Raw genomic sequence first — 15,144 nt, 5'->3', positions numbered from 1 at the left:
TCAAAGGGGGACTTTTATCCTTTCCGACCCAGAGGGTCGGGGAATTAAACCACTTTAGATTAAAGAGAATAATTCAAATCTATTACCTATCAATAAAGATATATCAACTTTGCTAAGCTCTTACACAAATGCTATTAATAAATCATACGGGAGAAGCGGGTCACTTTTCAGAAAACGAACGAAAGCTAAGTGTCTTAATCTACCAAATGTGCGAGATGATTATTATCCGCTTGTGTGCTTTCAATATATTCATCAGAATCCAATGAAAGCCGGTTTGTCCGACTCTCTTGAAGGGTGGCCATATTCGTCTTTCGAAGATTATTTAGGAAATGATGCTGAAAACTTATGTAGCATAAGTTTAGCACGAGAGTTACTTGATTTGCCTGCTAATGATGATGAATTCAAAAAAATTTCCTATCAAGTTCTGAATGAAAAAGATCTTGGGAATATATTTTAGTGATAACACTCGTCTGCACGCTGCTTCCGCGGGCTGACGAGTGAGTCTGCCCCGAACCTAGTTCAGACAATCTTCTTCATCAAACCAACAGACCTTAATCTACCCGACAGACGGTAAAAACAGCCGTCAACCGGGGACTCGTCTGCACGCTGCAGTTGCGGGCTGACGAGTGGATATTGCTCGAGCTCAGTCCAGAGAAACTCCTTCATCAAACCAACAGACCTTAACCTACCCGTGTCCGAACCTAGTCCAGAGAATCTCCTTCATCAAACCACCAGACCTTAACCTACCCGACAGACGGCAACGGCAGACGTCAGCCGGGGCTCTTCAACTCTCAAGCAAATCGCGAGAATTGCTAATGATAGCTTTTGCCCGATCTTTCAGCAGATCTGCTGAATCCATCACCATCTGTTCGTTTGATGGAAACGGCATTTCTCGTCCTCCCACAATGTCTTTGCTCTCTTCCGATAAAGCGCGTTCATCGCCACTTACAGTGCCATACCGATTTTCAAAAACCCATTCTACCGACAGATTTTCTGTTCGTAGAAGCTGGTCTGCCTCAAGCTCGAAGATATCGAGAGAGCCGCCGATATATGCAGATTTTTGCTGCACGACGTCGGTTACTTCAGCGCTGACATTGATCATATTTGGAACGCGGATATCGTTACCCAGCGAATCTTTCCTGACGTTGCCGTCATCATCATAAGCATATTTCATCCCGTCCTGTATCTCTTTTGTTTCACGAATTATCTGCCGCTCAACTGATTCAGGCGAGAATGAGATATCCGAGATATTGAGGACTATCAAATGGTCGTATGCAATATTTTCATTTTCAAATGTATCGAAACTCAGCCATCGGCTATTGAGGTCGCGCAGCGCAATTTTCGACAGTTCGGTTTCAAAATATTCCGGTACTATCACCCCTGACTGATTTTCGACAACAAACAGGGTGTGATTAATCCCGAGCATTCGTGCTTCTTCAATTTTCAGATTCACATCCCTGTATCCCGGGTAGAGTTCTGCTGCTCTCACAAACTCAGTCCATGCCAGACGATAGCTCTCCTTATTTCCCCGATCCATATACTCCATCCCACGGCGGTAGGACACATCAGCCGCGGCAGACTTCGAATTGACAATAGCCTGGTCATAGCTTACAAATGTAAACTGATTTCTGACCCGGGTGGGCAGGCGACGTATCTTATTTTGACGGCGATTGAGCTGCTCGTAAAGTTCAGAAATCTCAATCCAGTTCTGGTCATTTTCTTCCAGCTCGAGATACTCAATCCTTTCGAGATCGAACATGTTGGCAAGCTCATAGGCCTCCTTCAGAACCGCCAGCTCTTCCGTATCACCGGGTTTTTTCTGAAGCTTTTCTGCTGCTTTGTCAATCGCACGCTCGTACTGACCGCGCTCCAGCATTTTTTGTGATGACGTGCACGAGACAAGGAATAAAACTATAAAAAACAGAAATGAGTAATGTTTCATAGCGTCAGATTTTGAATATAAAGCATTGATTAGCATTGGGTGCTTATATCTAAAAAAGTATAGCAGAGTTCAGGGGTTTTGCAAAAGGTTATTTATCGGCAAAAGTTAGCTAAAACCTAATCTTTGATAGTGAATGTAGTTTGAACCCAGTTCAGGAGATCACATTCGTCAAAACGACAGACCTTAACCTGAACGACAGACGGCCGCGGCAGCCAGGGATTTGTAAAAATTACGAGGATTCAGGTTTCTATTAAAAAGCGATGCCTGTATCTTTTCGGATATATATTTGAAGTACAACAACTAAACAACCCCCAATGTTTAAAAAGCTATCTCTGCTCATAAGTTTTCTCATCTTTTTATCTGCTCAAACAGCAGTTGCCCAAGTTGAGGTGGAGCTCGATTCTATTTCTGTCACGGCATCCAGAATTTCAACATCCATATCTGAAAGCGGAAAGAATGTATCGGTTATTACTCAGCGGGATATTCAGCAGATGCCGGTCACCTCTGTGGACGAACTACTGCGAACACTGCCCGGCGTAAATATTAATTCTCGTCAGGGATTTGGCGTGCAGGCTGATGTGGGCGTGCGCGGAAGTACGTTTTCACAAGTGCTGTTTATGCTTGATAATGTTCCGCTGAACGATCCGCTGACCGCTCATTTTAACACGAATATTCCGGTGGCTCTGTCTGAAATAGGACAGATTGAGCTTGTTCGCGGCCCCGCAAGTGCATCATATGGAGCCGATGCGGTCGGTGGTGTGGTTCACATCAAAACAAGAAGTTATCTTCGGCGTCAGATCAATGCAGGTGATGAACTCCAGACCAGTGTATTCGCCGATCTCGGCGGCGGTCAGCACAATCTACTGAAAGGTGATATCGGGATCGACCTGAATAAAAACCGGTGGCGATTTTCGGCTTCCATGCGCCATATATCTTCTGATGGAGAAGAGCTTTCGAATCCCGTGTTTGAACCGGGCGATTCAGATGAGCCGACCTACGACAACTATTTTGAGATGACCAACTACAGCGCCTCTCTCTCATATCGCCTGAGCGATTACTTCACGGTTTACACGCGCGGCGGGTTTGATGACAGAGATTTCAGCGCACGGTATTTCTATACCCGCAGCCAATTTGATCATTCTGAAGAGCAGATCACAAACCGGTGGGGACTCGGGGCCGTCACGTTCGAAAAAGATGCGCATCGCTCAGAGTTTAACATATCGTACAGAAATGTGGACGACACCTTTGATTTCTGGCCGGGCACCCTGCCACCCAACGAACACACGACCGATCAGCTCTTCCTGAACCTGTCGCACCAATACGAGTTCAGCGGAGAGGCCATATCAAACCGTATGAACTACATCCGGCTGATGGCGGGGGGACAATATCTCGACAAACAAATTGAAAGCACCGACCGGGGTAGTCATCAAACAGATATGGGCGGTATTTACACCATCGGTCATTTTAGCTGGGTGAACGGACTGAACGTGACAGCCAGCGCGCGCCTGCAGTACGATAGCATTGCCTCTACGGAGTTTCTGCCTCAACTAAGCGCATCCTATAATGTTGGCGACGTCACGCTGAGAGGATCAGCTGGGCGGGCTATACGCGTCGGTGATTTTACAGAGCGCTATATCTCCTCGCAGATTCCCGACCTCGCTCCCGGGCGGAATATCGGGAATCCGGACCTGCAGCCTGAGCGCTCCTGGACGGTGGATGCCGGGTTTGACTGGCGCCCGGCCAGCCGCATTAAGGTATCGCCAACCGTGTTTTACCGCTCGAGCAGCAACCTGATTGATTATGCCCTTACCAACTCCAATAACATCACCAATGCAGATAACCTGCAGCCGAATGAGGAGTATTTCTACGCCATGAATATTGAGCAGAGCAGCGCTGCCGGCGTGGAGTTTTTGACGGATGCCACAGAGAACCTGGGCAATAATCGATCTGTGGGAATGCAGGCTGGCTACACCTACATCCGTACCACGAGTGACGGAGATGAACCCTCAAAATATATAGCCAACCACCCGAAGCATCAGGTCAATCTCGGGCTGCGGTTTTCCACACGCTGGGGATCAGTTCACACCGAAAACAGCTACCGAATTCGTTCTGAGGAATCAGCCGAACTGGTTGATGGCGACGTGCCGTCCGGCTATTTCATCTCCAATCTGAACCTGCAGGTGACGCCGGGATGGAGCCCTGCAATGCTATACATTCAGGTGATGAACCTGACCGACACCCAGTACCAGGAGATTCTTGGCGCCCCCATGCCGGGCCGCTGGGTGATGGGTGGATTGAAGCTCCGGTTTTAAGTAAACACATAATCAATAGCGATTTTAAATTAACCCTCCGTGATTTCAAAACACCGGAGGGTTTTATTACTTCTCAATACACTGTTGCTCTTTTTCGGACACTATTTGTTGCGTAATATGCGTGTTGTTGCGTAATATGCGTCCAATTAAACCTTTCAGCTAACCAATAATATAAATTTACCGGTAGCTATTTTTAATCCCCCGGAAACGGAAATACACCTCACATGTTTACGTATGTGTTGGTGTTTTATGAAAACCATCACATGTTCACTCATATGAAAGATTTCCTTGCTGCTATCACCCTGTCTATGATCTCACTGTTTATTGCCAGCCACACAGTTTTGGCTCAAAATGATATCAATACGGACAAAATTGATCGCTATTTCACTCAGCTTACAGAAAATGACAAAATTATGGGTTCTGTAGCGGTATTATCTGGTAAGGAGGTCGTTTTCAGTGAGGCATACGGGATGATTTCAAGTGACGGAGTTCCGGCAACACCCGAAACTGTCTACAGGGTTGGATCGATCACCAAAAGCTTTACAGCAGCTATGGTTCTGCAGCTTATTGAGCAGGGTGAACTATTCCTGGACACCAAGCTGGACACCTACTTCCCGGAAATGCCGAATGCCAGTCAAATAACGATTGAGCATCTGCTTCGTCACAAATCAGGCCTGGTGAATTTCACCAGCCATCCCGACTACGTACAATATTATTCAGAGGCTCAGTCACGGAATTAAATGCTTGACCGTTTTCAATCAGCCGGCACTTCGTTTGAGCCGGGTGAAAGCACAGAATACAGCAACACCGGCTACGTAGTTCTTGGATACATTATCGAAGAAGAAACAGGAAAATCATATGGCGACGCGCTTCAGGATATAATTTCTGAACCGCTTGGACTCACATCAACTTACTTTGCCGACGGCATTCACCCTGTTGAAAACTAAGCCGACTCATTTGTGTATCGGCAAGGCGACTGGCACCCTGGATCGCGTACCAATATGCAGATTCCTCACGGCGCCGGCGCTATTTTATCCACAGCCGAAGAGGTATTGCATTTTTTTCCGACCTCTTCAGCGGAGAGCTTTTACCTGATAAATCCCTCGAAAAGATAACAAATTTTGAAGGGCCGTTCGGGCTTGGCCTGATCCGGTTTCCATTTGGTGACAAAACACTGATCGGTCATAATGGCGGCATCAAGGGCTACCAGTCAAATGCCGCTCACTTTCCCGGCGATGTCTCACCTTTACTGTTTTGGGAAACGGCATCAACTACACGTTCAATGATATCCTGATCGGAATGCTGAGCATTACATTTGGCAACGATTATGAGATTCCATCATTTGAAGAGCGCCAGGCTATTTTTCTTGAACAAAGCGCACTCGAAAAATACTCGGGTATCTACAGTTCACCCACTTTTCCGCTCGACATTGAGCTGTTTGTTGATGGAAATAATTTAATGGTACAAGCCACCGGTCAGGGAACATTTCCGCTCACGATTTACAGCGAAACAACGATGGCATTTGAGCAGGCCGGAATTGAGATGGTATTCAGTGATTTTTCAGATGGAAAATACCGGGCATTTCGGTTTACTCAGGCCGGACAGTATTTTGATTTTGAGCTGCAGAAATCAGAGCAACCGTAAATAACCGGAATGTATATTCCTGAAATGGACGTATGTTTACTGGATATTGATGCGAATGCCCGATTGAACGTAGGACGTTGTATACTCCCGGTAAAACGCTGAAGTAAGTTTTTTGCGAGTAGATGACCGGGTAATATAGCGCGCTTTTACCTTCAGATATACTTGCCGGCCCAAAGCCAACTCGATCTCTGCATCACCTGTCCAATATCCATAAAACAAGGTATTTCCGGAGCTTCCAACATTAAAATTTTTGAAATTCCTGAGTGTTCGGTCTACACCCGCTGAAATTTCGGCGCGGCCAATATTGACATCTAACTGTGTACCAAATTCAACTTCATGGTAATCGAGATTACCCGATGGATGATCATAAAACAGTGTTCCTGAAACAGGGAGTTCGATTTCAAATAAATCCTGCCTGCTTTGCAGCCTGTATATAATCGACGTTTCAATTTTAGTAAACTGCCTGAAGTTTTTCTCTTGTACATTCGGCTCTTCAAAATCTGTTGTCACCTGATCTCTGTACTGCGTTTGGTTAAAGACCTCAATTTCGTGATCAAAGCGCCCGCTGTCATCAAAAGACTTCTTATATAGTGTTTCTAAAAAATAGGCGTTATAGCCGGTCTGCTTATCATTGCGCCGGTCATACATCTTGTTGCGATACATTGTTTCGAACCTCAGCCATGCGAGATTGCCGAGGTAAAAGTCCAGCTCCAATGGAATACGCATATCCCTGTAGGATAGCCGTGAGCTGAAGACCTGATCAACGGGTTCAACACCATCTTGTCGTTTAACTGAATATTCCGGGCTTAGTTCGATATATTTGCTGCTACTGAAATTGCTCCGATACGATCCTTCTAAGCTATAAGAAAACTCGTGTGCCTCTGTTGCCTGGTGGTATAAATGCGTGCTAAGGTCGGATTTAATCCTGACCATGCTGTTTTCCATCTCTTTCGCATAATCAACGTCCGCAGTCAGCTCATTAAAAGATGAGTTTCTCCACAACCTGTTTCTTCGCAGCGTATCACTATTTTCAACGATCCGCTCCGGATTTTTAAAAATATTCCACTCGTACCCCTGGTTAATCCCTGTTTTGATGCGCCACTGTGCCGACAGCATAGCCGGAAGCGCGAATAAGAGGATCAAACATACTATTAATTTCTTCATATCAATCCTTTCCGTCAGTAAAAGAAAATTTTATCAACGATATTATCGCGGGCTCGGCTATCTCCTCCACCTCTGTGCTATCGTCAGTTTTAACTTTCGCATCAACAATAACTGTTAGCGGCTTTACTTTTTGGCTCCATAAAAATGAATCGGTTGCTGCAATACAGAAAAGTATCGCCAGAAAAATCATATAGGGTGTTTTAGATTTGAGCGCTTTCATAAGTGTACTGTTAAATGACTGTTCTGTATGTTTTACAATTCAGAGCTACATGACCCCTAATTCTTATTTCATTTAATTTCATACGTCCTCATATAGCTGATTACTTGGTTTCCAAAAAAGGTTTTAAATCCTTGAAATTATCCATTCAAGACCGATTCTGTTCATAATAAGCCACCCATTGCATGTATCTTAGACATCAATCCTGCTTTATTTGCCATTTGGATACTAAGACCAGGTCTCACGTTAATCTCGAGCACAAGCGGCCCTTTGTTCTTGTCGATCACGATGTCGATACCAAGATATTTGAGGGGAAACGCTTTTGACACCTCTACCGCCAAATCCATAACTTCTTTCCAGTGAGGAATTATTTGTCCCGGAATTTTTATGTCGCTGTCGGGGTGTTTTTCAATATACGCTTTGCCATTATAAGCGTATGTTAACAGGCCTGTGTCTATGTCGATCCCCACGCCCACCCCGCCTTGATGGAGGTTTGCTTTTCCGTTTGACTCCCGTGTAGGCAGCCGAAGCATGCCCATTACAGGTTTCTCAGATAGGGTTATAAGACGAATATCCGGAATCCCTCCTCCATAAAAAGCCGTCAGTTCCGGATGGGGTACGATCAGCTCCTCCAGAATAGCTCTATCGTCATCTCCGCCAGAATACATACCGAAAATGATGTTCGCTATGTGGGTGAATATCTGTGTATCACTCACAGGTTTTTTACCCTGGAACCACTCTCCATTCCTACGCCGTATAAGTAAAATCCCATTACCGCCTCGTCCGCTTGCCGGTTTGATTACGAGATTTTCGACATCCCGTTTCTGCTCCCATATTCGCTTAATATCACCTACCCGGCCTATAGCAGCATATGTTTCCGGACAGTTCAGGCCTTTTTGTTCGAGAATTTTTTTAGTCTCCAGTTTATCATCCGCAAGGATATAGTCTGACCTGCCATTGAAATTGTAAATAAGCTTCCGGTTACGCTCATTTATACCCATTACGCCCTTGTAACGATTTGTAAATCGATTTACGAGACTATTTAACATAGCTTACCTCCCCATCAATTTTAGAGAATCGCGTATACTCGAACAGCTGTAAGCCAATCCACTCACCGAGCAGTAAACTAAAGCCGGCTATAGCCATCAGAGTTTCTGGGAAAGTGATGAAAAAGTGCTGTATAACGCTTGCCGAAAGTATCCAAAAGCAGCTCAACGTTACGATGATTGTCTGGCCATAAACTAAAAGCGCATCTTTCAGCGATTCTTCTTCAACTTTTTGAGCAAAACGCTCTGAAATCAGAGTGAGAATGATGATAGGAAATGTCAAGGTAGCCGATGGGGCAACCCACCCTGTAATATAAAATATCTCTACGGCGCTGAGGCAGTAGAGACTTACCACCGTAAGCAGGCAAACAATTTTGGGAGTATGCAGTATTCCCCATCTCTCGAGCGGAAAACTCATGAAGCTAATCAGGCCAATAATAACTGTGAAAAAGATAAGCCCCTGAATCAGACCCATATCCAGAAAAGAAAAGGCGATCAGGACCGGCAAAAATACTCCGTAGGTTTTAAATCCAACAACATTGGTAGAGATAGCGACTATATAGGCCCCCAAAGGCAAAAGCAAAAGTACCATCACCGGACGGAAAGGTAATTTCTCGTCATCAATAAGTTTCCATATATCGAATAGTGAAAATGCGGTATAGTCATTCTGGCGCTCTCTTTTAATATCATAGAAGGAATTAATATTACCTTTGTCAGCATAAGTAACGATATCGCGATCTCCTCTGAATAGCTCAAGGTGCGTAGCAGGTAGCTCCGCGAAATGATTACGCTCAGGATCAAAAGATACCCATTTGTCCCCAATGTAGGCCTGCATCCAATAGTCTATGGTTCCCTTTTTCTCTTCGGTCAGCACAAGGCCCCCTGCCTCTCTCGCTGGAATGCCCGCCGAGCGAAAAAGTGCCGTAAGTAACCGGCTCTTACCTTCTTCAGAGCATGCTTTTATCCTGTGACAGGCTAAAGCGTCTGTTGCCGTCCCATTTCTGACGGTTGGAATCTGCTCCACGTATCCAAATAAGTTATCAGCCAGATCTTTTACGCTATCTGAGCTATCGAGTAAAAAACGATCGGAAGATTCCCTGATTTCTTCATGACCAGCCTGGATTGTGTTTGAAGATTTCAGATACTGCTGCTGATCCGCCGGGGCTGATTCACCCGTTGTGAGCATTTGATCAATATCGAAATTCACATGCTTTGTTTTAACTGAATACTGAAAGCTGATTATGGTATCTCTCGCCACAGCCCCTCTCCAGATCATTAGTCTGTTTGCGTCCCGGTCCGATTGCATCAAATCAGAACTAAGAAGAGCACTTGGGGCTACGTCAATATCCTGACGGAAGTCGGTCAGTGGAAGAAAAGACTCAATATTATAGTAATTATCATCTCCCCTTATGTCGTACCGATAGGTTACATCGTATGTAAGCTCGGAAATGACCCCGGGGTCCGGTTCATCATTTGCATAGTATCGGAGTATGACAAGAAACGCCGGTATTAAAATTAAGATGTAGGCTATTTTTTTCATCTTCTGTTTTCTTTACTGCTGTATTTATGTTTTAATACAGCCAAAGCCGGGGGTGTCCCCTAACCGGAGAATAAAATGAGTTTTTTCAACAATAAAACTGACATCCAAGTGACATGCTCTCAAGTCTTGTTTGGGTCTACCTGGAATTTATCTTGCCATTAACATCGTCTAAGCAAATCAAGATCATAAATTATCGCCAGATTCAGCTCATACTTAAGTGTTTTAAAATCTACCGGCCTCGGAATTATCCCGTCAGTTTTCCAAATGTCTCTATTAAGATGAGGTCAAATATTCTCTCATTCTTCTAAGGTCATAAAATTCTACTGGAAGATTATTTGAGAGCAGCTTTTTTCGAATGATGGATTACACCTGGTCAATCACACGGAAACTTTCCGGGCCGTACTGGAAAAGAAGGTCGAGCAGGCAGCAATACGGTTCAAATCCATCAAAATGCTGGCGGTATTGGGGATGCGTAAATGGCAGGGTGCTTTTGTTTTCTCCCTGGCGCTGGTAGTGGCGGGCATCGTGCTCCTGGAAGTAAATGTCGTCGCTCAAAACGTCGCTTAACTGATCTGGATCAGGGTCGTATGAAGGCATCTCACTGCTTAGAATAAACTCTGCCTTAATCTCATCTCTGATCTCCAGGAACTCAAACAGCCTGTTTTTGATATGGGCGCTGAAATTGATTAGACAATCAAAGTCTCTCCCGCCCCAAAACAGAGATGCGATTTCGGGCTCATAGAAATCGTAATAGACGCTGTTACTGTAATTAAATTTCAGCGATCGGAGAATCGGCTCTATCCAGTCCTCATCGTGATTAATCCGAACATAACGGATTTCCTTTTTTTTGTCTGCGCTTACCACTGGTACATTCAGGTAGTCTGTTCCTTCCGGCGTTCGGATCAACGCCCGATGGGTTCGCCCTTTACGCGACCAGGTTTCGGTGTTCTGAATGATCACCTTATCCGCAGCCTTCATTGTTGCAATGTCGTGCAGGTCGGGAATCAGTACGGGCTGGAGAATGGCGAAGGGCATGGTTTAGTGAGTTATTAGTTTTGAGTGATAAGTTTTAAGAGAGTCTTGAGATTATATAAACGCTGACAGTAATCTTCGGATAGCTTTAAGATACGCTGTCAGGTTAACTCACAACTAAACACTAAGAATTAAGAACTCACACCGGCTTCCGGATCTTCACCATAGAACTTAAGAATCAGGTAAAGGATCACGAGTCCGGCAAGCAGACCCCACGCAGGGTGAATAAATTCGAGTGCTGCGGGAATCTCACCAACAATCATGGCTACGGCAGCCACCACCAGTGCATAGGGCAACTGAGTACGCACGTGATCGATCAGGTCACAGGCTGAGGACATTGAGCTAAGGACCGTCGTGTCTGATATAGGCGAACAATGATCACCAAAGACAGCTCCGGCCATAACTGAACTAATGGCGCCCAGCAATATCCCGTAGTTTTCACCGCCGGCAAAGCCAATACCGGCACCCATCGCAATGGACAGAGGCACCACAACCGGGAACAGAATTGCCATGGTTCCCCATGATGTACCCGTAGAAAATGCCGTGACTGCCGCAATAAAGAATACGAGTCCGGGCAGAAGTGAAAGCGGCAGCGAATCTTGTAAAAGCGATGCAAGATAGGTGCCTGTTCCAATTTCTTGCGTGACGCCGCCAAGCCCCCAGGCAAGAATTAAAATTATAACAGCAATCAGCATCGACTGCATGCCCCCCACCCAAGATTCCAGCGCTTGGTTGAGCGTCAGAATTTTCTGAAAAACGGCCAGGGCAATGGCAACCGCACAGCCTGTAAACGATGCCCATAAGAGTGCGTCAAACGGATTTGCATTCCCAATAATTGATGTAAGTCCGCCTTCACCGGGCCCCAGTGCCGCCGCCCCGGTTGTATAAAGGCTATACAGGGCCACAAAAATCACCGACAGAACGGGAATTGCTGCGTTATACCATCGTTTTGGTTTACCTTTTATAGGTTGAAGCGTGTCGAGAGTTGTATCTGTTGCGGGCATAGATCCCTCGCGGATGACGCCGTTGCCAGACGCAGCCCTGCGCTCCGCAACCAGCATGGGGCCAAACTCCCGTTTCATCAAAATCGTCATCAAAACAAATGCGAGCGCCAAAATAGGGTAAAACAGGTACGGCAGGGAGTTCAGGAAAATAATAAAGGCATTATCGGCACCAGCCATCAGCTGCGTTGCAAGCTCTGCGTCTTCTGTTGTTAATGCAAGGCCTGAAAGCGCGTTTTGGATCTGGGTAATTTCGAATCCTATCCACGTAGTTATCACTGCGCTGACCGCAAGCGGAGCCGCGGTTGAATCCACAATATAGGAGAGTTTTTCCCTGGATATGTTAAGGCGGTCCGTCATGGGACGCAGTGCATTACCGCGGATAAGCGTATTTGCATAATCATCAAAAAAGATAGCGAGCGCCGATGCCCAGGCAAAAATCTGCCCTTTTTTACGGTCTGTCGCGAACTTCCCGAGCACGTCAACCACCCCCTGGGTTCCGCCGCTGCGCGACATAACGCCTACCATTCCGCCAAGCAGCAGGCTAAACACGATAATTGCGATGTGGTCTGCATTAACGAGCGCATCAATTAAAAGTGAAAGTGATTGTGTGGTTCCATCCACCGGGTTAAAACCAACGAGGAACAGTGCGCCGATCCAAATACCAGCAAAAAGCGATAGAATGACCTCACGGGTAGTAAGCGCGAGCCCGATAGCTACCAGCGGCGGCAGGAGACTAATCCACGTACCATAAACACCTGTTGTCTCTCCATCGGCAGCCGCCTGGGCAAACAGTTCACTCCAGCCTAAAATTAAAAGTGTAGCCGTCATCAGCCCGGCAAAAACAAACCACTTCTTTGCATTCATCATCAATATTCAAAATTGGTTAACATCCAGTAAAAAACGTAATCATGCACTCTGCGATTAAGCCGGCGTTTCGTTCAGCCTTGAAAATACAAGCATTGACATTAAATACAATTTCAATTTAACCCGAAAACCTCGCAGCATATTTATTGATATTTTCCCAAACCATTGGAATACATTAACTTATATCAATATTTCAGGTTCTAAAAAAGCAATCACGTGTTTTGCAGCGAAATGTATCCCTCTGCGTCGTTGGATATAAAATGGATTGGTTGTATATCCGGGTTAATGTTTCTCCCAACAATTCGATACTTTTATGAGGTCAGATTCGATTGCAATTCTACATTTTGATATGTTTCTGGATACAAATAATTATAGGATATCGAGGCACAAATGGTAAAAGGAAGAAATAATCGGAAGTTTTCAAGCCGCCGGAAAAAACTGGCTGAGGAGGTTAAGAATAAAGGCATACAAGATGATCGTGTGCTGCAGGCCATTGAGACTGTTCCGCGCCACATCTTTGTGGATTCAGCGCTTGAAAACCGGGCATACGAAGATAGCGCCCTCCCAATTGGGTGCGGGCAAACTATTTCGCAGCCATATACGGTAGCCGCACAAACCGAACATCTGAATGTTCAAAAGGGTGATAAAGTTCTCGAGATCGGGACGGGATCGGGTTATCAGACGGCCATTCTCTGTTTCCTGGGAGCAGATGTTTATAGCGTGGAGCGCCACGAACCTCTCTATCTTAAAGCCAGGGATATACTTAAAGAGTTGGGATACCGGCCGCAATTAAAATGCGGCGACGGCACCGTGGGATGGTCGGCTTATGCGCCCTACAATAAAATTGTGGTTACAGCGGGAGCACCGGTCGTTCCCGAAGATCTTATCTCCCAGCTTACCGTGGGCGGAATTTTAATTGTGCCGGTGGGTGGTCAGGATGTGCAAACAATGACTAAAATAACTCGTACCGGGGAAGATTCTTTTGAGCAGGAGCAGCTGAAACAGTTCAAGTTCGTTCCACTTATTGGTGAAAAAGGCTGGGATTGACCTTCTCATTCACCACAGGTTTGTTTTCTCTTTCGATACAAAGCTGTTCCCGGAATCTTTTCAAGATACAGGCACATCAATCCGAGCACACCTAACCATGCCAACAGCATTCCGGCCGTAACATAGAATGGATTAATCTTTTGAAGCTCTAAACTGTAGCTTAAGCTTACTATTTCAAAACTTTCATCACCTTTACCTGATGCCAGCAGACTCATGGCCAGTAACAATAAGAAGACAATTCCCTTACCCATATTGATTAAAACGAATTTCACAAGTCCTCAAGCATTTTATTGGATTCAACCGCACTTGCTGTTTAGTTTGCCTGGAGCGCACTTCCGCCTTCATCGATAAATTGAACGTCCCCGTTTTCATCTACACTGAATTCCCAAAAATGACGATTGATACAGCCGGATGGGCAGTCACCCCACGCATATTCAAAACGGTAAAAAATGGCTCCTGACTCCACATTTACTTTAATAGTATTGCCGTCCCCCACCATGAAATTCAGTTCTGCGCCTGATATCGATGGAATGTCAGTGAATTGTTCCGCAAACGGCAGAGGATTGATCTGCTGATTTGTCTTCAATACCGCCATCGCCCAGGGCATAGAGTGTAGCTCACTGAAACTTTTCAAATCCATTTCATAAGTAGTGATGAGCTGGTCGATCTGCTCCACGCCGGTCTCCAAAAGGCCGTTTCTCCAGTTATCAAGCCAGTCAGCTTCTGTGGTATCAACGCTGATTATAATTTCGCCCCTTGCAAATTGGGACCTGGCTTGGATTTGATACTCTGTTGTTACGTCCTGCGCTTCTTCAAGCCCGGAATTTACGATATGAATCAGCCCGTTATATAAATTCCGGACAAGATTTTCCGGTATTTCGATTTGATTGGAATCCGACTCTATAACAAGCTGAAGGGCCAGGTTTTCCGCACTTCTCATGTATTCTGCCTTAACACTGTCGGGAAGTGATCCGTCATCGGCATCGCTTACTTCCGGAATATCCTGCCAACCTTGAGACGGCAAGCCAGATGCCGGACTGGTAATACTTTCGCAGGATACGCCCATTAAAAAGATCGATAGCACCGTTAAAGCAGCAAACACGTACGTTGATGATTTGTTCATTCCAAAAATTCTGAAACTGGTTTATGTTGAATTTTTTCCTACTTGTAATACACGTCAGAATACCCGGATACCTATTTTTCTTGTGAAGGATTCCGGGAATCTGCCATAAACTTTCCTGCAGGTCAGTTTATGACAGCATGTAATAATCCATTACAACAGTCATATTAAGCCAGTTACGCTATTCAGAAGGTAATACCAGCTAATTGACT

Annotated in this window: 13 protein-coding genes and 1 pseudogene; 5 read left to right on the top strand and 9 right to left on the bottom strand. The window is 45.4% G+C overall.

Translation table 11 applies throughout. From position 1 onward, the window contains the following. Positions 1-262: 262 nt before the first annotated feature. Positions 263-457: a hypothetical protein gene (locus tag AABW11_RS18405; protein WP_340106804.1), complete on the top strand. Its 195-nt coding sequence runs from the start codon at positions 263-265 to the stop codon at positions 455-457. A gap of 327 nt (positions 458-784) precedes the next feature. On the opposite strand, the gene AABW11_RS18400 is transcribed toward AABW11_RS18405, so the two are convergent. Then, on the bottom strand, positions 785-1,942 hold the full coding sequence (locus AABW11_RS18400) for a hypothetical protein (RefSeq protein ID WP_340106803.1): 1,158 nt from the start codon (positions 1,940-1,942) through the stop codon (positions 785-787). 314 nt (positions 1,943-2,256) lie between these two features. On the opposite strand from AABW11_RS18400, the gene AABW11_RS18395 reads away from it, so the two are divergent. The 3 genes and pseudogenes from AABW11_RS18395 (at position 2,257) to AABW11_RS18385 (ending at position 5,898) form a co-directional block, all read left to right on the top strand. Continuing rightward, entirely contained in the window at positions 2,257-4,254 is a 1,998-nt protein-coding gene (locus AABW11_RS18395) for a TonB-dependent receptor plug domain-containing protein (RefSeq protein WP_340106802.1), read from the top strand. A gap of 224 nt (positions 4,255-4,478) precedes the next feature. Continuing rightward, a pseudogene (locus AABW11_RS18390) lies at positions 4,479-5,201 on the top strand (serine hydrolase domain-containing protein). 307 nt (positions 5,202-5,508) lie between these two features. Continuing rightward, on the top strand, positions 5,509-5,898 hold the full coding sequence (locus tag AABW11_RS18385) for a hypothetical protein (RefSeq protein WP_340106801.1): 390 nt from the start codon (positions 5,509-5,511) through the stop codon (positions 5,896-5,898). A 36-nt stretch (positions 5,899-5,934) separates the two neighbouring features. Here AABW11_RS18385 and AABW11_RS18380 read toward each other — a convergent pair whose 3' ends face one another. The 6 genes from AABW11_RS18380 to AABW11_RS18355 all read right to left on the bottom strand — a co-directional run bounded on the left by AABW11_RS18380 (position 5,935) and on the right by AABW11_RS18355 (position 12,768). Then, positions 5,935-7,062: a hypothetical protein gene (locus AABW11_RS18380; protein ID WP_340106800.1), complete on the bottom strand. Its 1,128-nt coding sequence runs from the start codon at positions 7,060-7,062 to the stop codon at positions 5,935-5,937. Position 7,063: 1 nt separating this feature from the next. Further along, positions 7,064-7,282, bottom strand: coding sequence for a hypothetical protein (locus tag AABW11_RS18375; protein WP_340106799.1), 219 nt, complete (start codon positions 7,280-7,282; stop codon positions 7,064-7,066). A 161-nt stretch (positions 7,283-7,443) separates the two neighbouring features. Then, a complete protein-coding gene (locus tag AABW11_RS18370; protein WP_340106798.1) occupies positions 7,444-8,328 on the bottom strand; it encodes a sugar-transfer associated ATP-grasp domain-containing protein in 885 nt (294 codons plus the stop codon). Further along, complete coding sequence (locus AABW11_RS18365; protein WP_340106797.1) at positions 8,318-9,865, bottom strand: 7TM domain-containing protein; 1,548 nt, start codon at positions 9,863-9,865, stop codon at positions 8,318-8,320. Before AABW11_RS18365 ends, AABW11_RS18370 begins: the two co-directional genes overlap by 11 nt. A gap of 363 nt (positions 9,866-10,228) precedes the next feature. Further along, positions 10,229-10,900: a WbqC family protein gene (locus tag AABW11_RS18360; protein WP_340106796.1), complete on the bottom strand. Its 672-nt coding sequence runs from the start codon at positions 10,898-10,900 to the stop codon at positions 10,229-10,231. Positions 10,901-11,028: 128 nt separating this feature from the next. Further along, a complete protein-coding gene (locus AABW11_RS18355; RefSeq protein WP_340106795.1) occupies positions 11,029-12,768 on the bottom strand; it encodes a Na+/H+ antiporter NhaC family protein in 1,740 nt (579 codons plus the stop codon). 387 nt (positions 12,769-13,155) lie between these two features. On the opposite strand from AABW11_RS18355, the gene AABW11_RS18350 reads away from it, so the two are divergent. Beyond that, a complete protein-coding gene (locus tag AABW11_RS18350; RefSeq protein WP_340106794.1) occupies positions 13,156-13,812 on the top strand; it encodes a protein-L-isoaspartate(D-aspartate) O-methyltransferase in 657 nt (218 codons plus the stop codon). Positions 13,813-13,817: 5 nt separating this feature from the next. Here AABW11_RS18350 and AABW11_RS18345 read toward each other — a convergent pair whose 3' ends face one another. Both AABW11_RS18345 and AABW11_RS18340 read right to left on the bottom strand, forming a co-directional pair. Beyond that, the gene (locus AABW11_RS18345; RefSeq protein WP_340106792.1) at positions 13,818-14,063 is read right to left on the bottom strand and encodes a hypothetical protein; all 246 of its coding nucleotides are present in this window, start codon (positions 14,061-14,063) and stop codon (positions 13,818-13,820) included. A gap of 62 nt (positions 14,064-14,125) precedes the next feature. Further along, complete coding sequence (locus AABW11_RS18340) at positions 14,126-14,935, bottom strand: hypothetical protein (RefSeq protein ID WP_340106790.1); 810 nt, start codon at positions 14,933-14,935, stop codon at positions 14,126-14,128. Positions 14,936-15,144 lie beyond the last annotated feature (209 nt).

Source organism: Rhodohalobacter sp. 8-1, assembly GCF_038150125.1.
GTDB lineage: Bacteria > Bacteroidota > Rhodothermia > Balneolales > Balneolaceae > SW132.
This window is presented reverse-complemented; position numbering and strand designations above follow the sequence as displayed.